Genomic DNA, 20766 nt, shown 5'->3' on the forward strand with positions numbered 1-20766 from the left:
AAGCTGACCTGATCATGGAAATGCTCGATCTCGCCTTCATGCAGCGCGCGCTCCTCGCGGCCGTGCTCGTCGGCATCACCGCGCCCGCCGTGGGCATCTACCTGGTCCAGCGCCGCCAGGCGCTGATGGGCGACGGCATCGGCCATGTCGCCATGACCGGCGTCGGCCTCGGCTTCCTGCTGAACTCCAGCCCGGTCTGGATGGCGACCCTGGTCGCCGTCGTCGGCTCGGTCGGCATGGAGCTGATCCGGGCGTACGGCAAGACCCGCGGCGACCTCGCCCTCGCGCTGCTCTTCTACGGCGGCATGGCCGGCGGTGTCCTGCTGATCAACCTCTCGCCGACCGGCTCCAACGCCAACCTCAGCTCCTACCTCTTCGGCTCGCTCTCCACGGTCTCCGAGGAGGACATCACCGCGATCGGCATCCTGGCCGCCTTCGTCGTCCTGGTCACGGTCGGTCTGCGCCGGCAGCTCTTCGCGGTCAGCCAGGACGAGGAGTTCGCCCGGGTCACCGGCCTCCCGGTGCGCGCCCTGAACCTGCTGATCGCGGTCACGGCCGCGGTGACCGTCACGGTCGCCATGCGGGTCGTCGGCCTGCTGCTGGTCAGCGCGCTCATGGTGGTGCCGGTCGCGGCGGCCCAGCAGCTGTCGAAGTCCTTCCGCGCGACCTTCGTCCTCGCGGTGGTGACGGGCATCACGGTCACCCTCGCGGGCACGGTCACCTCGTACTACCAGGACGTGCCGCCCGGCGCGACGATCGTCCTGTACGCGATCGGCGTCTTCGTCCTGCTCACCCTGCTCGCCACGCCGCTCGCCAAACGGCGGGCGCGGGCGGCCGAGGTGGGCGCGGAGAGCTGTGACGCGCCGGTTCCGGCGACCCGCCGTCCCTCGGACGACGTGAAGGTCTGATCCGGCCCGGACTCAGGGCCGTGGGGGGCTGGCAGAATGGCGGGGGCAGACAAGCATTCAAGGAGGCCCCCGTGGTGACGGCAGGACCCCCCGTACGAGGCCGCTCGACCAAGCAGCGTGCCGCCGTCTCCGCGGCGCTGAACGAGGTGGACGAGTTCCGCAGCGCCCAGGAGCTGCACGACATGCTCAAGCACCGCGGCGACTCGGTCGGCCTCACCACCGTCTACCGCACGCTCCAGTCCCTGGCGGACGCGGGCGAGGTCGACGCGCTGCGCACGAGCGAGGGCGAGACGGTGTACCGCCGCTGCTCGACCGGCGACCACCATCACCATCTGGTGTGCCGCCTCTGCGGCAAGGCCGTGGAGGTGGAGGGCCCGATGGTGGAGCAGTGGGCCGAGACGATCGCCTCGGAGCACGGCTTCGTGAACGTGGCGCACACCGTGGAGATCTTCGGAACCTGCGCGGACTGCGCCGGGAAGTGACGCACGAGCGGTGACCTGACATACGAGAAGGCCCGTACCTCCGAGGTACGGGCCTTCTCGCGTACGGATCACACCCCGGCGGGTGTCACGTCCGGGCGGAGTTCCGGTCCAGGACCGCCCGCAGCCGGTCGACGCCGGCCGGGTCGGCGAGTCCGCTCTTGGGCAGGTACGCGAAACCGGTGCCGGTCCGCCGGGCGGTGAGCAGCACGAAGAGGCGGGGCGTCTCGACGTACCGGGGCAGCATGGCCCACCGGATCACGACGTCGGTGTCCCGGGTGGTCCACCGCCCGCCGTCCTCGCCGACGACGGCCTTCGCCTCGCCCTGGGACCGGATCATCAGGAAGAGGCTGCGCGCGGTCCCCCAGGGCACCAGCTCCGCCGCGGCCACGGCCACGAGGCCGAGCAGGGTCATCTCGACCGCCGTCCCCGGTTCCGGCTCCCGAGGGACGAGCAGGGCGAGGGCCGCGACGCCGAAGGCGAGCGCGCCGGCGCCGCGGGCCGCCCATCGCAGCGCGGGCCACCAGCGGGTGGCCCGCAGCCGGACCCGTACGGCCTCGCTCACGTCCGCGAACACCGGCGGGTAGACGAGTTCGAGCCCGTCCCGGGTGGTCTGCTCCGTCGCTTCGTCCACCGGCCGGCTCAGCCCTTGTCGAGGACGGCCATGTCGGCCGGGTCGACGCCGCCGAAGCGGCGGTCGCGCTGGGCGTACTCGACGCAGGCCCGCCACAGGTCGCGGCGGTCGAAGTCGGGCCACAGCACGTCCTGGAAGACCATCTCGGCGTACGCGCTCTGCCAGATCAGGTAGTTGGAGGTGCGCTGCTCGCCGCTGGGCCGCAGGAACAGGTCCACGTCCGGCATGTCCGGGTAGTAGAGGTACTTCTGGATGGTCTTCTCGGTGATCTTCGCCGGGTCGAGCCGGCCTGCCTTCACGTCCTCGGCCAGCGCCTGCGCCGCGTCCGTGAGCTCCGCGCGACCGCCGTAGTTCATGCAGAAGTACAGCGTGAGCCTGGTGTTGTCCTTGGTCTGCTCCTGCGCGACCTGGAGCTCCTTGGCGACGGACTTCCACAGCCTGGGCATCCGGCCGACCCAGCGCACACGGACGCCGAGCGAGTCGAGCTGGTCGCGGGACTTGCGGATGAAGTCGCGGTTGAAGTTCATCAGGAAGCGCACCTCCTCGGGGGAGCGCTTCCAGTTCTCGGTGGAGAAGGCGTACAGCGAGATCGACCCCACACCCATCTCGATCGCGCCCTGGAGCACGTCGAGGACCTGCTCGGCACCGACCTTGTGGCCCTCGGTGCGGGGCAGGCCGCGCTCCTTGGCCCAGCGGCCGTTGCCGTCCATGACGATCGCGACGTGCTCCGGGATCAGCTCGGACTGGAGCTTCGGCGGGCGGGCGCCGGACGGATGCGGCTCGGGGGTGCTGTACTCCCGGCGCTGGCGACCGAGCAGTCGTGCGATGGCCATGACGTGGTCTCTCCTACCTAGCTTTTCTCTACGTACCGCAGGGAGCGCAGGCCGCGCTCCAGATGCCAGTGCAGATAGGCGGACACGAGTCCGCTGCCCTCCCTGACGTGACGCGCCTCGCACGCGTCCGCCGTCGCCCAGTCGCCGGTGAGCAGCGCGCTAAGCAGGCCGATGGCCTCCGGAGAGGGTACGACGCTTCCGGGCACCCGGCAGTCGCCGCATATGACACCGCCCGCCGCGACCGAAAAGAACCGGTTGGGCCCGTGAATGCCGCATTTGGCACAGTCCTCGAAGCTCGGCGCGTAGCCGTTCACGGCGAGCGAGCGGAGCAGGAAGGCGTCGAGGATGAGGTGGGGCGCGTGCTCGCCCCGGGAGAGGGTCCGCAGTCCGCCGACGAGCAGCAGGTACTGCTGCACGGCGGGCTCGCCCTCGTGGTCGGTGAACCGCTCCGCCGTCTCCAGCATGGCGGTGCCGGCGGTGTAGCGGGCGTAGTCGGTGACGATGCCGCTGCCGTACGCGGCGATGGTCTCGCTCTGCGTGCAGAGGGGCAGGCCGCGCCCGACCAACTCACTCCCCCGGGCGAAGAACTGCACGTCCACGTGCGAGAACGGTTCGAGCCGGGCGCCGAACTTCGACTTCGTCCGCCGCACCCCGCGCGCCACGGCGCGTACCCGCCCGTGGCCCCGGGTGAGGAGCGTGATGATGCGGTCCGCTTCACCCAGCTTCTGGGTGCGCAGCACGATGCCGTCGTCGCGGAACAGACTCATGGGCCCATTCTCGCGTACGGGCGAATCCCTCCGGACCGGTTAGTGGTAGGGGATGTTCCATAGGTTTGAAACGCCCCTTTCGCTCGAACGAGCGATCGGGAGCCGTTCCCTCCCTCACAACGATCACCGCGCGGAGATCATGGCGCTGTCACTTCGACACCACACCCCTGCCATGGAAGGCGGCGACAGCCATGTCCGTTGAGGACTACGCGGAGAACTCGGACAACCCGTTCGCGCTCAGCGCCGAGGACACAGCCAAGCTGGACGCGATCGAGCAGGCGTTACTCGACCCCTCGCCGCGCCGCATCGGCCGGCTCGACCAGTGGGGCCTGGCCGACACGTACGAGGTGTACGCGGAGATCGCCGCGTTCCGGAACCTCTCGATCGCCATGGCGGACGGGACGATGATCGACGCGTCGCTGAGCGTCCCGCGCAACCTCGCGCCCGGACAGACCTGTCCCGCGATCGTCATGCCCGCCCCGCTGAACGACTTCGGGCACCGCGGCTACCTCGGCATGATCCCGCACTGGGCCCTCGGCGGCTACGCCGTCCTGGCCTACAGCCAGCGGGGCCTGGCCAGGTCCGAGGGCGAGATCCACGTCGCCGGTCCGCAGGACGTGGCCGACGCCGCCGAGATCGTCGACGCCCTGGTCCAGATCGAGGGCGTCGACCCGGAGCGGATCGGGTTCTTCGGCGCCTCTTACGGCGCCGGGACGAGCCTGCTGGCCGCCGCGAACGACCCGCGGATCAAGGCCGTCGTCGGCACCAGCGCCTGGAGCGACCTCTTCGCCTCGCTGTACGAGAACGGCACCCGGCACCTGGCGGCCTTCGAGGCGCTGGTGAAGCTGTTCAAGGAGGACCGCTGCTCGGCGGAGTTCAAGGGAATCATCCAGAAGATCCGCGGCAACGTCATCGACGACGAGGTCAGGAGGTTCGCCGGGGACCGGTCGCCGAAGAACCGCCTCCAGGCCTACAACGACAGCCGGGTCCCGATCCTGATGACCACCGCCTGGCACGAGACGATCTTCTCGGTACCGGCCGTCGTCGACCTGTTCAACGGCCTCACCGGTCCCAAGTCGCTGCTCGTCCAGGTCGGCGACCACGGGAACGGCGAGCTGCCCGGCCTGCTCGGGCTCGTCTCCAAGCCCACCGCGATGGCCTACCGCTGGATGGACCACCACCTCGGCGGCACCGCCGGTGACGGAGCCGTGCCGCAGTTCGGCATCCGATCGGAGTACATGCACAACCTCCTCTCCGACCTCCGGCACCCGGACTGGGAGAGCCACACCCTGCCCAGGAAGCGGTTCCACCTCGCCGACGCGGCCGACGGCGCCGCCGACGGGCAGCTGACCGAGGACGAGCCGCAGTCCGGCTGGACCCGCTCGCTCAAGGCCACGGGCAGGGACACCGAGGCCGTCGTCGCCCCGAAGCTGATCCAGACCGGCCTGGCCGAGCGGGCGGGGCTCCCCCACATCTACAAGACCGCGGACATCGACCGCGGCCTCGCCGCGATCTGGACCACGGCGCCGCTGGAGCAGCCCATGCGCGTCCAGGGCGAGTTCGAGGTGCGGGTGACCGTGACCCCGCGGGCGATGGAGGGCACGATCGTGGCCTACCTGATGGACTGCGACCCGGCGACCGGCAAGGCGGCGATCATCACCCACGCCCCGTACACGGTCACCAACCCGCAGCCCGGCCAGGCCACCACCGTGGCCTTCCCCCTCCAGCCGGCCCACTACGTCCTGCGCAAGGGCCGTCGGCTCCAGCTGATCATCGACACCCACGACCAGTTCTTCGCCGACGCCAACCGGGCGCCGTCCACGGTCGACATCACCTCGCCGCAGGGCAGCGAGTCGTACATCGACCTCCCGCTCGGCACCCTGGAGTAGCCCCCCGCACGACGAACGCCCGGCCGGAGGTCCCCTCCCGGCCGGGCGTTCCGCGTTCCGTGTCGTGCGGAGTCAGGGCACCTCGCCACGGCTCCGCGCGTTCACGTGCGCCGTGGCCGCGCTCAGCCGCTCGGCCGAGGTGGCCTCCCGTACCCCGTCGGGCTCCACGTCCCATTCCCGTCCGCCACCGAGCGGCCGGATCTGGACATAGGGCCCCTCGTGCCCCATGACCCTCCCGACCCGCCCGGTGCGGATCTCGACGACGTACGACCCGATGGGCAGTGTCATGACCGGTTCTCCTCCCCCGGCAGGACGGCGGCGGCGAGGAGCCGTGCCGTTTCCACCGTGCAGCATCCCAATTCGACGAGCGGCCTCGGAGGATCGGCGGCGAGGGTGACGACGTCGAGCCCCAGCGAGGGAAGCCGGATTCCGGCCCTCGCGAGCGCCTCGCGCAATTCCGTCACTGCCTCTTGTGCGACTTCGATGGCCCCCGTGGTCGTCTTCATGATGTCTTCCTTCACCAACGTATGCCTTTCTGAATCCATTTCCTGCTTCGCCTCACCAGGGTGGGGCCGGATCCGTAGAATCGGCAGATGCGCAGGTCGTACAACTGCTGGGTAGGGTTGGGGAGTTAATCCATGGCCAGAGGCAAGCAGCAGGATGTATGGGAGTTCTTCGGCGAGCTGCTGAAGGAGCGCCGGGAGGCGGCGGGCCTTACTCAGGGTGAACTGGGCAGACGCGTGTTCGTATCCGGCGGATACATCGGCCTGTTCGAGCAGGGAATCCGAAAGCCGCAGCTCGATGTGGCGATGCGAATCGACGAGGTCCTACAAACCGGCGGTATTTTCGAACGAACGTGGCGCAAACTCATCAACAAGTCGCCGTACGCATCCTATTTCCAGGCCGCTGCCGACCTGGAGGACATCGCGACGAAGATCTGCGAGTTCGAGGCCGCCGCCGTCCCTGGACTCCTCCAGACACCGGCCTACGCGCGGGCGCTCGTCCGCGCCAGCAACCCGCTCGCCACGGACGAGTACGTGGAGGAGACGGTCAAGGGCCGCATGGACCGATCCGCGATCCTCGGCGGCCGCACAAGACCCGTGTACTGGGTGATCCTCCACGAATCGGCCTTGCGCATCCCGGTGGGAGGACCGGGGCCCATGGCCGCGCAGCTGGACCACCTCGTAACGTGCGCACGCGGGCGCGTGGCGCTCATCCAAGTGCTGCCCTACGCGGCGGGCGCCTACCCGCAGATGGGCAAGCCCCTCAAGCTGATGGAGTTCGAGGACGCGCCGCCAACGGCGTATACAGAGGCCGTGTATTCGGGCAACCTGCTCGACGATCCGGCAGTGGTGAAGCGGGCACAGCACACCTACGATCTGCTCAGGGCCGCCGCGCTGTCGCCGGAGGCGTCCCTGCCCCTGATCGAATCGGCGGCGGAGGATTTCAGACGATGCGCGAGTACGACCTGAGCAACACCCGTTGGCGCAAGAGCTCCTACAGCGACGGCGACGGCGGCAACTGCCTCGAAGTCCTCGACGGTGTCACCGGCGTCGTCCCCGTCCGGGACAGCAAGAACCCCACCGGCCCCGCCCTCCTCCTCCCCACCGCCGCCTGGACCGTGTTCGTCGCCGGCCTCAAGAGCTGAAGGGCTGGTAGGGGCGCCGCACCGCCCCTACGATCACGCCCATGTCGATCAATCCGTCCATACCCGTCGTCCAGGGCAGCCGGAAGACGTCCCTCGAGTTCGAGGGCGACGCGCTGTATCTCCGCCGCCCCCACGAGGACGTACGGATCCCGCTGGCCGCGATCGGGCGGGTGCGCGCCGAGGGGCGGGCCGTCGCCGTCGAGCTGACGGCTCCGGCCGGGGGCGTACCGGTGGTGCACCGGATCGACGGGGCGAGCGAGGCGGGGACGGCGATGTTCGCGGCGGCCGTGAACGCCGCCCTGGAGGGGACGCCCGGCCGGGACACGACGGCCGACGGTTCCGTGCTCGTCGAGGCGCGGACCCGGACCCTCGACCGGCGGGAGCGGAAGGCGCGGCTCGTCAAGTGGTGGTCGGCCGGAGCCACCGCCCTGGTCGTGCTCCTATGCGTGCTCATCGCCGTCGCCGGCGAGCCGGTCGGCATCGTGCTCTTCCTTCCCATGGGCTTCGCCGCGGCGGGTTCCGCCGTCATCGGTGTGGTCGCCCTGTCCAGCTGGTACCGCGAGTGGCGCCTGATGCGGCACGGCATCACGACCTTCGCCGCGGAGGTGCCGGACAGGCCGGGGATGTACCTGTACACGGACCCGGCGGGCCTGATCCGCCAGGTGTCCGCCTGGGCGGGGGGCATGGCCGTCAAGGTCTGCTACGACCCGCGCGACCCGGGGAACGTGGTCCTGCCCAGGGCGGCGCTGCTGCGGCGCGGGGAGCTCGCGCTCGGGCTGTTCTTCGCCGTCGCCGGGCTCGGGGTCTACGCCGGCATGATCGCGATGACGGTCTCGGCCTTCCAGGGCACGCTGGGGCTTTCCGAGCCCGCCTAGTCTTTCTTATGGAACTCATAAGTCCGGCTTATGAGCTCATAGACCGGGGGCGGGTACCACTTCGCTCCGGGGATTATTTAGGGTGACCTAAGTGTCGGCGGCTTCGTCGCCACGTCGCTTGCGAAGGGAACCCAGTCATGCCCCGCCCCCTCCGGGTCGCGATCGTCGGCGCCGGCCCCGCCGGAATCTACGCCGCCGATGCGCTGCTGAAGTCCGAGGCCGCCGCCGAGCCGGGTGTGTCCATCGACCTCTTCGAGCGGATGCCCGCCCCCTTCGGCCTCATCCGCTACGGCGTCGCCCCCGACCACCCGCGCATCAAGGGCATCGTCAACGCCCTCCACCAGGTCCTCGACAAGCCGCAGGTCCGCCTCTTCGGCAACATCGACTACGGCACCGACATCCACCTCGACGACCTGCGCGCCTTCTACGACGCCGTGATCTTCTCGACCGGCGCCATGGCCGACCGCCCGCTGAGCATCCCGGGCGTCGAGCTCGACGGCTCGTACGGCGCCGCCGACTTCGCCTCCTGGTACGACGGCCACCCGGACGTCCCGCGCACCTGGCCGCTCGAAGCGGAGAAGGTCGCCGTCCTCGGCGTCGGCAACGTGGCCCTCGACATCGCGCGCATCCTCGCCAAGACCGGCGACGAGCTGCTGCCGACCGAGATCCCGGCGAACGTCTACGACGGTCTCAAGGCCAACAAGGCCGTCGAGATCCACGTCTTCGGGCGCCGTGGCCCGGCCCAGGCCAAGTTCAGCCCCATGGAGCTGCGCGAGCTGGACCACTCCCCCACCATCGAGGTCATCGTCAACCCCGAGGACATCGACTACGACGACGGCTCGATCGCCGAGCGGCGCAAGAACAAGCAGACCGACATGGTCGCCAAGACCCTGGAGAACTGGGCGATCCGCGATGTCGGCGACCGCCCGCACAAGCTCTTCCTGCACTTCTTCGAGTCGCCCGTCGAGATCCTCGGCGAGGACGGCCAGGTCGTCGGCCTGCGCACCGAGCGCACCGAGCTGGACGGCACGGGCAACGTGAAGGGCACCGGCACGACCACGGACTGGGACGTCCAGGCCGTCTACCGCGCCGTCGGCTACCTCTCCGACGAGCTGCCCAAGCTCCCCTGGGACGCCGTCAGCGGCACCGTCCCGGACGAGGGCGGCCGGGTCATCGAGGAGACCGGCGAGCCCATGGCCTCCACGTACTGCACCGGCTGGATCCGCCGCGGCCCCGTCGGCCTCATCGGCCACACCAAGGGCGACGCCAACGAGACCGTGGCGAACCTCCTGGACGACTTCGCGAACGGCCGGCTGCTCACCCCCGACACCCCGGAGGTGGACGCCGTCGTCTCCTTCCTGGAGGGCAAGGGCCTCACGTACACCACGTGGGAGGGCTGGTACGCCCTGGACGCCGCCGAGAAGGCGCTCGGCGAGCCGCAGGGCCGCGAGCGCATCAAGATCGTCGAGCGCGAGGACATGCTGCGCGCGAGCGGCGCGATCGAGTAGGGCCTCCCAGGCTCTCGCCCCGTCCCCGGCCTACCCTGAAAGGACCGGGAAGGGGCGAGAGCCATGTCCGTACCCACCACGACCGACCCGGTCGGACGCGCCAGGGACGCCGCCGCCCGTGAGTCCTGGGCCGAGGCGTACCAGCTGCTCCACGCCCACGACCGGCACCCCTCGCGCGGTCTGACCGCCGACGACCTCTCCGTGCTCGCCGACGCCGCCTGGTGGTCGGGGCACGTCGACGAGTCCGTGACCGCCCGGCTCCGGGCCCACGCCGCCTATCTCGCGGCCGACGACCACCGGGGCGCCGGGCTCGCCTCCTGGTGGCTGTACTACGAGTACGCCGGTCTCGGGCGGCCCGCGGCGGCCGCGGGCTGGCTCCACCGGGCCCGGCACCACCTGGAGGACCTGCCGGACTGCCCGGAGCAGTGCTTCCTGGAGATGACGGCCGCCGAGGAGGCCTCGGCGCACGGCGACCACGAGACCGCCCTCGCCGCGACCCGCCGCATGACCGCCCTGGCGCTCGCCTGCGGCAGCCCCGACCTCCTCGCCCTCAGCCGCCAGGCCGAGTCCCGCGTGCTCCTCGCGGCCGGCCGCAGGACGGAGGGCCTCGCCCTCCTCGACGACGCGATGTGCGCGGTGTCGGCCGGCGAGCTGAGCGGCATGGTCACGGGCTGGCTGTACTGCCTCGCCCTGACCCAGTGCATGGAGGCCGCCGACTTCGCGCGGGCGGTGGAGTGGACGAACGCGGCGATGGAGTGGTGCGCCCCGCCGTGGACCGGCCGGCCGCCGGACCAGGACGCCTCCGCGGCCACGGACACGCCCCCGGAGGACTCCCCCGCGGGTGCGGGCCCGCTCCCCATGACCGTCCCCTCCGGCGAGAACCCCTTCCGGGGCGTCTGCCGCGCCCACCGGGTCGAGGTCCTCGACCTCCTCGGGGCCTGGGCGCTCGCCGAGGCCGAGGCCCGGCAGGCCTGCCGTGAGGTGCCGGTGGACTGTCTGGAATCGGCCGCCGCCGCGTACTACGCCGCCGGGGACGTCCAGCGGCGCCAGGGCCGCCTGGAAGCGGCCGCCGTCTCGTACGGGCACGCCCACGAGCTGGGCCGGATCCCGCAGCCGGGCCTCGCGCTGCTGCGCCTCGCGCAGGGCAGGGCCGACGCGGCCGTGGCGGGCGTCGACCTGGCCCTCGCCTGCCGGAGCGACCCCGACCACGACGTCCTGGGCCGGGCCCGGCTGCTCGCCGCCCGTACGGAGGTGGCGCTCGCCGTCCGTGACCTCCCCGGGGCGGCGCGGGCCGCGGCGGACCTCGACGGCCTCGCGGGCGCCGCCGACGGAGACGTACCCCTGCTGCGTGCCCTGGCCGACACGGCCCTCGGCTCGGTGGCCCTCGCCGAGAAGCGCCCCGGCGCGCTGCTCCCGCTGCGCCGGGCGCTCGCCGGCTGGCTGGAGCTGCGGGTGCCGTACGAGGCCGCGCAGGTGCGGATGCTGCTCGCGGCCGCCTGCCGGGCCGCGGGCGACGAGGAGGCGGCCCGGCTGGAGCTCGGCACCGCGCGGGCGGTCTTCGAGCGGCTCGGGGCCGTACCGGACGCCCGGCGCGCGGCCGCCCTGCTCAGCGGCGGATCGCGGCGGCGGCTCCCGGGCGGGCTCACCGCACGGGAGGCGGAGGTCCTGCGGCTGGTCGCGTCCGGCGGCACGAACAAGGACATCGCCCGCGCGCTGGTGATCAGCGAGCACACCGTGGCCCGGCACCTGAACAACATCTTCGCCAAGCTGGGCGTCGGCTCCCGCGCCTCCGCCACGGCCTACGCGTACGCGCACGACCTGGTCTGAACGGCCCATACGGACCGGTGGCCGCGCATGGGCGGTTCGGGCGATGCGCGCCGGGAGTCCGCCGGGCTACACCGGAGGCATGAACACCACGACCGACCTCCAGACCACTGCCGACACGCTCCGCGGTGCCGTACGCGGCACCGTCGTGACCCGCGGCGACCCGTCGTACGACGAGGCCCGCCGGGTCTACAACGCCCTGCACGACCGCCGCCCGGCCGTCGTCGTCCACGCCGTGGACGCCGGCGACGTGATCGCGGCGGTGCTCCACGCCCGGGAGCACGGGCTCCCGCTGGCCGTGCGCGGCGGCTCCCACTCGGTCGCCGGCTTCGGCACCGTGGACGACGGCCTCGTCGTCGACCTGTCCCGGATGCGGGGCGTCCGGGTCGACCCGCAGGCCCGTACGGCACGCGCCGAGGGCGGTGCCACCTGGGGCGACTTCAACCACGCCACCCACGCCTTCGGGCTCGCGACCACCGGCGGGGTGGTCTCCTCGACCGGCATCGGCGGTCTCACGCTCGGCGGCGGCATGGGCCACCTGGCCCGCCGCTACGGCCTGAGCTGCGACAACCTGATCGCCGCGGACGTGGTGACCGCCGAGGGCACCCTGGTGTCCTGCGACGCCGAGCGGAACCCGGACCTGTTCTGGGCGCTGCGGGGCGGCGGCGGCAACTTCGGCGTCGCCGTCTCCCTCGCGTACCGGCTGCACCCGGTCGCGGACGTCTTCGGCGGTCTGACCTGCTACCCCCTCGACGGGGACGTGGCACGCGCCTGGCGCGAGCTGATCGCGGACTCGCCGGAGGAGCTGAACTCGATCCTGGTCCTCGCGCTCGGCCCGGAGGAGCCGTTCCTCCCCGAGCGCTGGCACGGCCGCCCGATCTGCGCCGCGTTCACCTGCTTCAGCGGCCCGGAGGCGGAGGACGAGAAGGTCCTCGCCCGTCTGGACGGACTCGGCCCGGTGATCGGCCGGTTCATGGAGCGGATGCCGTACCCGGTGATCAACACCCTCTTCGACGAGCAGCTGCCGGCCGGGCTCCGCCACTACTGGAAGGGCAACTTCAGCCGTGAGCTGTCGGACGGGGCGATCGCGGTCCACACGGAGTACGGCGCGACGATGCCGTCCCTCGAATCGGACACGGCGATCTTCCCGATCGACGGCGCCTGTCACCGGGTGGGCCCGGAGGAGACCGCCTTCGCGTACCGGGACGCCGTCTTCTCGCACTCCTTCGGCGGCACCTGGACCGACCCGGCGGACTCGGACCGCAACATCGCCTGGACCCGCGCCTACGACACGGCCCTGCGCCCGCACACCCAGGAGGGCGGCTACGTCAACTTCATGGACACCGACGACCAGGACCGCGTACGGGTCAACTACCGCCAGAACTACGACCGGCTGAGGACGGTCAAGCGCCGCTACGACCCCGACAACGTGTTCCGGCTGAACCAGAACGTCACGCCCTGAGCGGGTCCTACGAGACCGTCCGGGCCGAGGCGAGGAGTCGTGCGACGTCGTCCGGGGCGAGGGCGAGCGCGTTGCCGACCGTTCCCAGGACCTCCCGCTCGGCCGGGCTGTAGACCCCGTCGGCGAGGGCGATCCCGGCGGCCTGGAGCAGGATGGACTCACGGCCGGAGGGCGCCAGGTGCGGGGTGAGGGGCTCCAGGGCCTCGTGCAGCTCGATCGCGAGGAGCGCGCCCTCGGGGTTCACCTCGGGCATGAAGCGCCCGGTGTCGGCCTCCAGGGCCTCGACGAGGTCGACGAGCTGGACGGCGGTGCACTCGGCGAAGCCGGCGGACCTGACGGCGCTCACGGCCCGGTCGAGGACGGCGCGCGAGTCGGTGCCGCCGGCCGCGAGCACGGCGAGGGCGACGGTGTGCACGGCGTCCCGCAGCATCGCGGAGAAACGGCTGGTCGTCGGGTGGTCGAGCACCTCCGTACCGAAGTGCGTGTGACAGGCCGCGCACTCGACGACGGGTCCCGTACAGCCCCGGGGCAGGACCGGGACCCCCAGGACGGCGAACCTGCGGCGGCCGGTGCGGCGCCGGTAGTTCCGGTCGCCGCCGCACTCCTCGCAGAAGAACTCGCCGTCTCCGACCGTGTTCCAGGAGGTGCGGATTCCGCAGACGCCCACTTTCCCACCACGTGAATTCCGGGCAGACCGCACACGCACCTCCTCAACGGCCCGGCTGCACTGCCGGCGTTGGCGTGATGTTAGCCACATCCTTGATGTGGCGTCAGCACCCCGTCAGGACTTCACCGCGGAGTTGGCCGAGACACGTCACCGCCCGCGGAGGGCGGCGACGGCGCTTTGCGAAGGCCAGAAAGCCTCCGCCGGCCCGGCCGGCCGCCTCCACCGGGCCGATCGCCCCGGATTCGATGGCCGAAGGGGTCGCCGGGAGATCACCCTCCGGGGTGGCACCGGGCCCGGGAAACATCACCCCGACCGGAAACGGGACGGCCCCCGCCCCTCGGAAGGGTGCGGGGGCCGTCTCCTGAGGACCGGGTCAGCGGGCGGAGCGGTTGACCGCCGAGATGACCGCCTTCAGGGAGGCGCGGGTCGTGTTGGCGTCGATGCCGATGCCCCACAGGACCTGACCGTCGATGGCGCACTCGATGTACGAGGCGGCCTGCGCGGAGGCGCCCTCGCTCATGGTGTGCTCCTGGTAGTCCAGCAGGCGGGCGTCCACGCCGATCGCCTGCAGGGCGGCGAAGAAGGCGGAGATCGGGCCGTTGCCGGAGCCGGACAGGACGGTCTCGGCGCCGTCGACGACCGCCTCGACGGTCAGCGTGTCCGTGCCGTCCGTGTCGGAGGTGGTCTGGCCGGAGCGCAGCTGGATGCGCCCCCAGGCGTTGTCCGGGTTGGGCAGGTACTCGTCCTGGAAGACGGACCAGATCGCGGCCGGGGTGACCTCGCCGCCCTCGGTGTCGGTCTTCTGCTGGATGATCTTCGAGAACTCGATCTGCATCCGGCGGGGCAGGTCCAGCTTGTGGTCGTTCTTCAGGACGTACGCGATGCCGCCCTTGCCGGACTGCGAGTTGACCCGGATGACGGCCTCGTAGGAGCGACCGACGTCCTTCGGGTCGATCGGCAGGTACGGCACCGCCCATTCCAGGTCGTCGACGGTCTTGCCCTGGGCGGCCGCGTCGGCCTCCATGGCGTCGAAGCCCTTCTTGATGGCGTCCTGGTGGGAGCCGGAGAAGGCGGTGTAGACCAGGTCGCCCGCGTAGGGGTGGCGCGGGTGGACCTCCATCTGGTTGCAGTACTCGGAGGTGCGGCGGATCTCGTCGATCTGCGAGAAGTCGATCTGCGGGTCGACGCCCTGGCTGAACAGGTTCATGCCCAGGGTCACCAGGTCGACGTTGCCGGTGCGCTCGCCCTGCCCGAACAGGCAGCCCTCGATGCGGTCGGCGCCGGCCATGATCGCCAGCTCGGCGGCCGCCACGGCCGTACCGCGGTCGTTGTGCGGGTGGACCGAGACGCAGATGTGCTCGCGGCGGGTCAGGTTCCGGGACATCCACTCGAAGCGGTCCGCGTGCGTGGACGGCGTCGAACGCTCCACGGTGGCGGGCAGGTTCAGGATGATCTCGCGGCCCGGGCCCGGCTGCCAGACGTCACAGACCGCCTCGCAGACCTCCAGGGCGAAGTCCAGCTCGGTGTCGGTGAAGATCTCGGGGCTGTACTGGTAGCCGAAGACCGTGCGCTCGTCGAGCAGCTTCTCCGCGTACTCCATGACCAGGCGGGTGCCGTCCACGGCGATCTGCTTGATCTGCTCCTTCGAGCCGCGGAAGACGACCCGGCGGAAGGTGGGCGCGGTGGCGTTGTACAGGTGGACGGTGGCGCGCTTCGCGCCGACCAGGGACTCCACCGTCCGCTCGATCAGGTCCTCGCGGGCCTGGGTCAGTACGGAGATGGTGACGTCGTCCGGGATCGCGCCCTCTTCGATGATGGAGCGCACGAACGCGAAGTCGGTCTCGCCTGAGGACGGGAAGCCGACCTCGATCTCCTTGTAGCCCATGCGTACGAGCAGGTCGAACATCTCGCGCTTGCGGGCCGGGGACATCGGGTCGATCAGGGCCTGGTTGCCGTCGCGCAGGTCGGTGGACAGCCAGCGCGGGGCCTTGGTGATCCGCTGCTCGGGCCAGGTGCGGTCGGGGATCCGAACCTGCTCGTACTGGCCGTACTTGTGGATCGGCATCCCGGACGGCTTCTGCAGCTGCGTCGCGTTGGTGATCGGCGTGGGGCGGCTGACGAACGGGGACTGGGTCATGTGCGTTGGGCTCCTCGGGTCCAGCAAGAAGGACGGCCGACTGTCGAACGCAACACCAGGTCCCGCGGGGAGGGGGTCGGCCTACGACTACAGGCCCTCGCCGCGGCAGCTAAGGAGAAGCAGCCCGAAACGCATGATGTGCCGCAGCCTAGCCCAGGGACGTCGGAGACGGACGTCCTGTATCAGTATGCGGGACGGCGCTCGCGTCAAGGCCGAACAGTGACGCATCACTCCATTTCGCCAATCCTGGTCTCAGCCCGTGACAGTGGGCTCACGCAGTGCCACATTGCGAGCATGACTCCCCAGACGCCCGTCTTCTGCTCGATCGTCCCCCCGCACCTCCTGGAGCACCTGGCGCACTCCTCGAACCCCGCCGTCGCCGCGGCCGCGCGCCGCACGCTCATCGCGGACGCCTCGGCCCGTACGTTCCGGATCCTGCCGCTGCCCGGCACCGCGCCCACCCTCGCGCCCGCCGAGGCCGGCAAGCCGCACCGCACGATCTACGACTGCGGGCGCGGCACCGACCTGCCCGGGGCGAAGGTCCGGGGCGAGGGCGACGCGGCGACCGGGGACGCCACCGTCAACCGGGCGTACGCCGGCCTGGGCGCCACCTTCGACCTCTTCCTCAACGCCTTCGGGCACAACTCCATCGACGGCGCCGGGCTGCCGCTGCTCGCCTCCGTCCACTACGACGAGAAGTACGGCAACGCCTTCTGGAACGGCGAGCAGATGGTGTTCGGCGACGGCGACGACGAGATCTTCCTCGACTTCACCCTCCCCGTGGACGTCATCGGCCACGAGCTCGCCCACGGCTTCACCCAGTACTCGGCGAACCTGGAGTACTTCAGCCAGTCCGGCGCCCTCAACGAGTCCGTCTCCGACGTCTTCGGCTCCCTCGTGAAGCAGTACGCGCTCGGCCAGTCCGCCGACACCGCCGACTGGCTCATCGGGGAGGGCCTCTTCCACGCGAACGTGCAGGGGACGGCGCTGCGCTCCATGAAGGCCCCGGGCACCGCGTACGACGACGACGTCCTCGGCAAGGACCCGCAGCCCGGCCACATGGACGACTACGTCCGCACCGGCCGCGACAACGGCGGCGTCCACATCAACTCCGGCATCCCCAACCACGCCTTCTACCTGGCGGCGACCGAGCTGGGCGGCAACTCCTGGGAGCGGGCCGGGCAGATCTGGTACGACGTGATGACCGGCGGGACGCTCACCCCCGAGGCCCGGTTCTCCGAGTTCGCGGCGGCCACGGTGGCGGCGGCGCGGGCGCGGTACGGCGACGGGGAGGAGATCCAGGCCGTCCTGAAGGCCTGGTCCGCGGTGGGCGTACCGACCGACTGATCCGGCTGGTACACAGGTCCCATGCGGATTCGAGTGCGGCGCACGGGCGGTTTCGCGGGCATCGAGCGGTCGGCGGAGGTGGACACCTCCGGCCGGCCGGACGCCGCCGAGTGGCACACCCTGGCGATCACGGTCCTCGCCGACGGCGATGACGAGGGCCAGGGGGTGCCGGACGGGTTCCGGTACGAGATCACCGTCGACGCGCGCACGGTCCGCTGCCGTGACCCGCGCCTGACGGAGGCACAGAGGACCCTCGTGACGAGGGTCCTCAAGGAGGGCGCGTAGCGGGCCCCGGCGGGTGCGGTGCCAGAAGCGCCGGGCCTAGCGGGTGCCGCGCCGCAAGCGCCGGGCCTCAGCGGGTGCCGCGTCGGAAGCACCGGGCCTCAGCGGGTGCGGCGCCAGAAGCGACCGGACCGGTGCCCGTCGTCCCGGGCGGGCCCGACGTCGAGGGTCCAGTCGCCCTCGGCGCTCCGGACCGCCACGAGCAGCGGTCCCTCGGGCAGCGGCCGCGAGGACTTCGGGCGCCTGGCCGCCTCGTTCACCAGCAGGTGATCGCTTCCGTCCGGCTCGTAGCCGCGCGCGTAGAAGTACGCGTGGTTGTCGTGCGGGCGCAGCCGGGCGGCGAGCTCGCCGGCGGACCCCGTGTGGAGCAGGACGTCGGCGCCCCGTCCCGTGGCGCCTTCGCCGAGTGCCCGCACGGCGCTGATGGGCCGGATCACGATCGTCCAGTCGCCGTGGGCGCCGACGCGGAGGCGCAGCGGATTGCGGCCCTCGTGACGCAGCAGCATCCGGCCCTCGTAGTCCTTCAGGGTGGTGTTCGCGAGAAGCTTCTCGCCCTTGCCGGTCTTGCCGAGCGCTTCGACCACGAAGTAGCCCTCGCCCCTCCGGTAGGAGTCGACCAGCAGGAACCCGGCCGGCAGGGGCACGTCGACGGTGATGTCGGTCCTGCCGGTGCCGCTGTGGACGAACTCGGGAAAGTCCTCGCCGAAGAGACCGGCGGGCGACGCCGCCGGGGAGACCGGCGACCACGACGACGGGGGTACGGCCTGGGGCGGGATCGCGGCCGGGGAAGCGGTCTGAGGCGGGATCGCGGCCGGGGAAGCGGTCTGAGGCGGGATCGCGGCCGGGGAAGCCGCCTGGGGCAGGGTCGCGGCCGGGGAAGCCGCCTGGGCCGGGGGACGGACCGGGTCCGTCGTCTTCGTGACGGCGAGCGACTGCGGCTCCACGGGGGCGGGCTCGACCGGGTCCCTGCCCTCGATGCCGAAGTCCTCGGCCAGTCCGACGAGCCCGGAGTCGTACCCCTGGCCCACGGCGCGGAACTTCCACGCGCCGTCGCGCCGGTAGAACTCCCCCAGGACGAACGCCGTCTCGGTGGTCGCGTCGTCGACCTCGTACAGCGCCAGCTGCTCGCCGCTTCCGGCGCTCACCGTCCGCACGTACAGCCCCGGCACCTGCCCGAACATCCCGCCCTCGCTGGAAGCGGTGATCACGACCCGCTGGACGGCCGGCTCGACACGGGCGGTGTCGATCTCCAGCCAGTCGGCGACCTGGTCGTCCTCCAGGCCCACCCGGCCGAGCAGGCGGACCGCCCCGGACGGGTGGGTGAGCTGGTTGTAGAAGACCAGGTCTCCGTCGCCCCTGACCCGGCCGGCGGCGTCGAGCAGCAGCGCCGAGGTGTCGACCTCCGGCACCTCGCCACCGGCCGCCCGCCGGACGACCGCGATCCGCCACACCTGCCCGGGAACCGGCAGGTTTCCCCCCTTGACGATCTTTGTCATCGCGCCATGCTGGCACGCGGCCCGGGGGATGTCGACGGGCTAGAAACCCAGCTTCCGCAGCTGCTTCGGGTCGCGCTGCCAGTCCTTCGCGACCTTGACGTGGAGGTCCAGGAAGACCGGGGTGCCGAGGAGGGCCTCGATGTGCTTCCGGGACTTCATGCCGACCTCCTTGAGGCGGCTGCCCTTCGGGCCGATGATGATGCCCTTCTGGCTGGGGCGCTCGATGTACACGTTGGCGTGGATGTCGAGCAGCGGCCGGTCCGCCGGACGGTTCTCGCGGGGGATCATCTCCTCGACGACGACCGCGATCGAGTGCGGCAGCTCGTCCCGTACGCCTTCGAGCGCGGCCTCGCGGATCAGCTCCGCGACCATGACCTGCTCCGGCTCGTCCGTGAGGTCGCCCTCCGGGTAGAGCGGCGGGGACTCCGGGAGCAGCGGGATCAGCAGGTCGGCGACGAGCTGGACCTGCTTGTTGCCGACGGCCGAGACCGGCACGATCTGCGCCCACTCGAAGCCCAGCTCCTTGCCGAGCTGGTCGACGGCGATCAGCTGCTCGGCGAGGGTCTTGGAGTCGACCAGGTCGGTCTTGGTGATGATCGCGACCTTGGGGGTCTTCTTGATCCCGGCGAGTTCCTTGGCGATGAACTTGTCGCCGGGGCCGAGCTTCTGGTCGGCGGGCAGGCAGAAGCCGATCACGTCGACCTCGGCCCAGGTGGTGCGCACGACGTCGTTGAGCCGCTCGCCGAGGAGGGTGCGCGGCTTGTGGAGGCCGGGGGTGTCCACCAGGATCAGCTGCGCCTCGGGGCGGTGCACGATGCCGCGGACGGTGTGCCGGGTGGTCTGCGGCCGGTTCGAGGTGATGGCCACCTTCTGGCCGACCAGAGCGTTCGTAAGGGTGGACTTGCCCGCGTTGGGGCGGCCGACGAAGCAGGCGAAGCCGGCCCGGTGGACGGCTTCGGTTTCTTGGTTGCGAGCGCTCATGGGGGCCATTGTCCCCGATGAGCGCCCGCCTCACGTACTCACGTGCGCGCTCGGCTCCGCGCGGGCCGCCCTGTGCCGCCGGATCCGCAGGCCGAAGAGGCCCGCGGCGCCCCCGACGAGCAGGGTCGCGGCGGCGAGCCAGGGCAGGGCGAGGAAGGAGACCGTGCCCGTCTCCCTGACGTCCTTCGCGGTGGCGGTGAGGGTGATGTCACCCCAGTCGAGCTGCGGGGAGCCGGTCCACCGCTCGGTGAGCCGGATCTTCTGCCGGGGCAGCAGCTCGGCCGGCACCCTGGCGAGGTCGCGGTCGAGGAGGGTGCGTCCGAAGAGCCCCTCCGCCTTGAGGGCGACCTTGGGGTTGAGGGTGACGTTGCCCCGGTTGTGCAGCGTGTACGAGACGACCGCGCTGCTCGTGCCGGCGCCGGGGACCAGCGGCCGGTCCTGGTCGACGGTGACGTCCTCGACGCCGAGGGCGGGCACGGTCGGCCCGTTGACCCGCAGGTAGAGGCGGGCGGCGACGGCCCGCTGGACGCCGACGGCGACGGCGCCCTTTCCGCCGGGACTGATCCGCTCGTCGAGGGCGACGAGCGCCCCGGGGTGGTCGCCCGGGTCGGCGTCGGCGGGGACGGTCAGCGTGTACCGGACGGTGACGGCGGAGCCCGGCGGGACGGTGATCCGGGTCCGCTCGGGCTTGATCCAGGCACCGGCGCCGGTCTGCCTCTCCCGCTGGGTGCGGACGGCGAAGCCGCCGTCCCGGTCGGTGTTGTAGGCGTCGGCGCCGTAGAGCCGGAAGGTCAGCGGGGCGGTCGTCTTGTTGGCGACGGTGACCCGGTCGGTGAGCGTGGAGCCGGGGTCGGCGCTGAGGAAGAAGTAGGGGCGGCTGCCCAGCTGGGCGGCGGCCGGATAGACGGCCCACTCGCCGTTCTCGGCGGCCCGCGCGTGCGGGGCGGGGCCCAGCAGGAGGAGCAGGACGCTCAGGAGGAGTACGTACAGCGTGCGCACGAGTCGGAAACCCCCGGGGTGCGGAGCGGG

General features: G+C 71.5%; 21 protein-coding genes. 11 read left to right on the forward strand and 10 right to left on the reverse strand.

The features are described from left to right. Positions 1-14 precede the first annotated feature (14 nt). Complete coding sequence (locus tag ACFQ79_RS06845; RefSeq protein WP_383579864.1) at positions 15-908, forward strand: metal ABC transporter permease; 894 nt, start codon at positions 15-17, stop codon at positions 906-908. Positions 909-979: 71 nt separating this feature from the next. Further along, entirely contained in the window at positions 980-1390 is a 411-nt protein-coding gene (locus ACFQ79_RS06850; protein ID WP_055603560.1) for a Fur family transcriptional regulator, read from the forward strand. 85 nt (positions 1391-1475) lie between these two features. Here the strand turns inward: ACFQ79_RS06850 and ACFQ79_RS06855 are convergent, their stop codons facing one another. Genes ACFQ79_RS06855 through recO form a run of 3 tightly spaced genes read right to left on the reverse strand, consistent with a single transcriptional unit; the run spans position 1476 to position 3621 of the window. Further along, positions 1476-2021, reverse strand: a complete 546-nt coding sequence (locus ACFQ79_RS06855; RefSeq protein WP_383579865.1) for a YcxB family protein — start codon at positions 2019-2021, stop codon at positions 1476-1478. An 8-nt stretch (positions 2022-2029) separates the two neighbouring features. Continuing rightward, positions 2030-2854 (reverse strand): isoprenyl transferase, encoded by an 825-nt coding sequence (locus ACFQ79_RS06860; RefSeq protein ID WP_383579867.1) that lies wholly within the window; start codon positions 2852-2854, stop codon positions 2030-2032. Positions 2855-2871: 17 nt separating this feature from the next. Next, positions 2872-3621, reverse strand: coding sequence for a DNA repair protein RecO (gene recO, locus ACFQ79_RS06865; protein WP_355960716.1), 750 nt, complete (start codon positions 3619-3621; stop codon positions 2872-2874). Between the two features lie 191 nt (positions 3622-3812). On the opposite strand from recO, the gene ACFQ79_RS06870 reads away from it, so the two are divergent. Next, the gene (locus tag ACFQ79_RS06870; protein ID WP_383579869.1) at positions 3813-5510 is read left to right on the forward strand and encodes an alpha/beta fold hydrolase; all 1698 of its coding nucleotides are present in this window, start codon (positions 3813-3815) and stop codon (positions 5508-5510) included. 72 nt (positions 5511-5582) lie between these two features. Here ACFQ79_RS06870 and ACFQ79_RS06875 read toward each other — a convergent pair whose 3' ends face one another. Both ACFQ79_RS06875 and ACFQ79_RS06880 read right to left on the reverse strand, forming a co-directional pair. Next, positions 5583-5798 (reverse strand): hypothetical protein, encoded by a 216-nt coding sequence (locus ACFQ79_RS06875; protein WP_015033506.1) that lies wholly within the window; start codon positions 5796-5798, stop codon positions 5583-5585. Further along, positions 5795-6016, reverse strand: coding sequence for a hypothetical protein (locus tag ACFQ79_RS06880; protein WP_383579870.1), 222 nt, complete (start codon positions 6014-6016; stop codon positions 5795-5797). Before ACFQ79_RS06880 ends, ACFQ79_RS06875 begins: the two co-directional genes overlap by 4 nt. Positions 6017-6148: 132 nt before the next feature. On the opposite strand from ACFQ79_RS06880, the gene ACFQ79_RS06885 reads away from it, so the two are divergent. The 6 genes from ACFQ79_RS06885 to ACFQ79_RS06910 all read left to right on the forward strand — a co-directional run bounded on the left by ACFQ79_RS06885 (position 6149) and on the right by ACFQ79_RS06910 (position 12827). Then, positions 6149-6982: a Scr1 family TA system antitoxin-like transcriptional regulator gene (locus ACFQ79_RS06885; protein WP_383579871.1), complete on the forward strand. Its 834-nt coding sequence runs from the start codon at positions 6149-6151 to the stop codon at positions 6980-6982. Beyond that, complete coding sequence (locus tag ACFQ79_RS06890) at positions 6964-7158, forward strand: DUF397 domain-containing protein (RefSeq protein ID WP_383579872.1); 195 nt, start codon at positions 6964-6966, stop codon at positions 7156-7158. The genes ACFQ79_RS06885 and ACFQ79_RS06890 overlap by 19 nt, the downstream gene beginning before the upstream one ends. Before the next feature lie 41 nt (positions 7159-7199). After that, positions 7200-8033 (forward strand): hypothetical protein, encoded by an 834-nt coding sequence (locus ACFQ79_RS06895; protein ID WP_383579873.1) that lies wholly within the window; start codon positions 7200-7202, stop codon positions 8031-8033. A 137-nt stretch (positions 8034-8170) separates the two neighbouring features. Further along, entirely contained in the window at positions 8171-9541 is a 1371-nt protein-coding gene (locus ACFQ79_RS06900) for an FAD-dependent oxidoreductase (RefSeq protein WP_383579874.1), read from the forward strand. Positions 9542-9604: 63 nt separating this feature from the next. After that, positions 9605-11368, forward strand: coding sequence for a LuxR C-terminal-related transcriptional regulator (locus ACFQ79_RS06905; protein WP_383579875.1), 1764 nt, complete (start codon positions 9605-9607; stop codon positions 11366-11368). Positions 11369-11447: 79 nt separating this feature from the next. Then, positions 11448-12827: an FAD-binding oxidoreductase gene (locus ACFQ79_RS06910; RefSeq protein ID WP_383579876.1), complete on the forward strand. Its 1380-nt coding sequence runs from the start codon at positions 11448-11450 to the stop codon at positions 12825-12827. A 7-nt stretch (positions 12828-12834) separates the two neighbouring features. Here ACFQ79_RS06910 and ACFQ79_RS06915 read toward each other — a convergent pair whose 3' ends face one another. Further along, on the reverse strand, positions 12835-13527 hold the full coding sequence (locus ACFQ79_RS06915) for a TerB family tellurite resistance protein (protein ID WP_383579877.1): 693 nt from the start codon (positions 13525-13527) through the stop codon (positions 12835-12837). A gap of 340 nt (positions 13528-13867) precedes the next feature. Continuing rightward, positions 13868-15631 (reverse strand): 2-isopropylmalate synthase, encoded by a 1764-nt coding sequence (gene leuA / locus ACFQ79_RS06920; RefSeq protein WP_383579879.1) that lies wholly within the window; start codon positions 15629-15631, stop codon positions 13868-13870. Between the two features lie 294 nt (positions 15632-15925). Between leuA and ACFQ79_RS06925 the strand changes: the two genes are divergently transcribed. After that, positions 15926-16978, forward strand: a complete 1053-nt coding sequence (locus ACFQ79_RS06925; RefSeq protein ID WP_383579880.1) for a M4 family metallopeptidase — start codon at positions 15926-15928, stop codon at positions 16976-16978. 21 nt (positions 16979-16999) lie between these two features. Beyond that, on the forward strand, positions 17000-17263 hold the full coding sequence (locus tag ACFQ79_RS06930; RefSeq protein ID WP_383579881.1) for a protealysin inhibitor emfourin: 264 nt from the start codon (positions 17000-17002) through the stop codon (positions 17261-17263). 98 nt (positions 17264-17361) lie between these two features. Here ACFQ79_RS06930 and ACFQ79_RS06935 read toward each other — a convergent pair whose 3' ends face one another. Genes ACFQ79_RS06935 through ACFQ79_RS06945 form a run of 3 tightly spaced genes read right to left on the reverse strand, consistent with a single transcriptional unit; the run spans position 17362 to position 20736 of the window. Then, a complete protein-coding gene (locus tag ACFQ79_RS06935) occupies positions 17362-18756 on the reverse strand; it encodes a TerD family protein (protein ID WP_383579882.1) in 1395 nt (464 codons plus the stop codon). A gap of 39 nt (positions 18757-18795) precedes the next feature. Beyond that, the gene (era, locus tag ACFQ79_RS06940; protein WP_374115426.1) at positions 18796-19746 is read right to left on the reverse strand and encodes a GTPase Era; all 951 of its coding nucleotides are present in this window, start codon (positions 19744-19746) and stop codon (positions 18796-18798) included. Positions 19747-19767: 21 nt separating this feature from the next. Next, positions 19768-20736, reverse strand: coding sequence for a WxL protein peptidoglycan domain-containing protein (locus tag ACFQ79_RS06945; RefSeq protein ID WP_383579883.1), 969 nt, complete (start codon positions 20734-20736; stop codon positions 19768-19770). Positions 20737-20766: the final 30 nt, after the last annotated feature.

The organism is Streptomyces sp. NPDC056480 (genome assembly GCF_042795405.1).
In the GTDB taxonomy this organism is placed as follows: domain Bacteria; phylum Actinomycetota; class Actinomycetes; order Streptomycetales; family Streptomycetaceae; genus Streptomyces.

Bases quoted from the DNA above. Each gene is read 5' to 3' on its own strand.
- ACFQ79_RS06845 (WP_383579864.1), top strand. From the start codon at position 15: ATGGAAATGCTCGATCTCGCCTTCATGCAGCGCGCGCTCCTCGCGGCC.
- ACFQ79_RS06860 (WP_383579867.1), bottom strand. From the start codon at position 2,854: ATGGCCATCGCACGACTGCTCGGTCGCCAGCGCCGGGAGTACAGCACC.
- recO (WP_355960716.1), bottom strand. From the start codon at position 3,621: ATGAGTCTGTTCCGCGACGACGGCATCGTGCTGCGCACCCAGAAGCTG.
- ACFQ79_RS06870 (WP_383579869.1), top strand. From the start codon at position 3,813: ATGTCCGTTGAGGACTACGCGGAGAACTCGGACAACCCGTTCGCGCTC.
- ACFQ79_RS06875 (WP_015033506.1), bottom strand. From the start codon at position 5,798: ATGACACTGCCCATCGGGTCGTACGTCGTCGAGATCCGCACCGGGCGG.
- ACFQ79_RS06880 (WP_383579870.1), bottom strand. From the start codon at position 6,016: ATGAAGACGACCACGGGGGCCATCGAAGTCGCACAAGAGGCAGTGACG.
- ACFQ79_RS06885 (WP_383579871.1), top strand. From the start codon at position 6,149: ATGGCCAGAGGCAAGCAGCAGGATGTATGGGAGTTCTTCGGCGAGCTG.
- ACFQ79_RS06890 (WP_383579872.1), top strand. From the start codon at position 6,964: ATGCGCGAGTACGACCTGAGCAACACCCGTTGGCGCAAGAGCTCCTAC.
- ACFQ79_RS06895 (WP_383579873.1), top strand. From the start codon at position 7,200: ATGTCGATCAATCCGTCCATACCCGTCGTCCAGGGCAGCCGGAAGACG.
- ACFQ79_RS06900 (WP_383579874.1), top strand. From the start codon at position 8,171: ATGCCCCGCCCCCTCCGGGTCGCGATCGTCGGCGCCGGCCCCGCCGGA.
- ACFQ79_RS06905 (WP_383579875.1), top strand. From the start codon at position 9,605: ATGTCCGTACCCACCACGACCGACCCGGTCGGACGCGCCAGGGACGCC.
- ACFQ79_RS06910 (WP_383579876.1), top strand. From the start codon at position 11,448: ATGAACACCACGACCGACCTCCAGACCACTGCCGACACGCTCCGCGGT.
- leuA (WP_383579879.1), bottom strand. From the start codon at position 15,631: ATGACCCAGTCCCCGTTCGTCAGCCGCCCCACGCCGATCACCAACGCG.
- ACFQ79_RS06925 (WP_383579880.1), top strand. From the start codon at position 15,926: ATGACTCCCCAGACGCCCGTCTTCTGCTCGATCGTCCCCCCGCACCTC.
- ACFQ79_RS06930 (WP_383579881.1), top strand. From the start codon at position 17,000: ATGCGGATTCGAGTGCGGCGCACGGGCGGTTTCGCGGGCATCGAGCGG.
- ACFQ79_RS06935 (WP_383579882.1), bottom strand. From the start codon at position 18,756: ATGACAAAGATCGTCAAGGGGGGAAACCTGCCGGTTCCCGGGCAGGTG.
- era (WP_374115426.1), bottom strand. From the start codon at position 19,746: ATGGCCCCCATGAGCGCTCGCAACCAAGAAACCGAAGCCGTCCACCGG.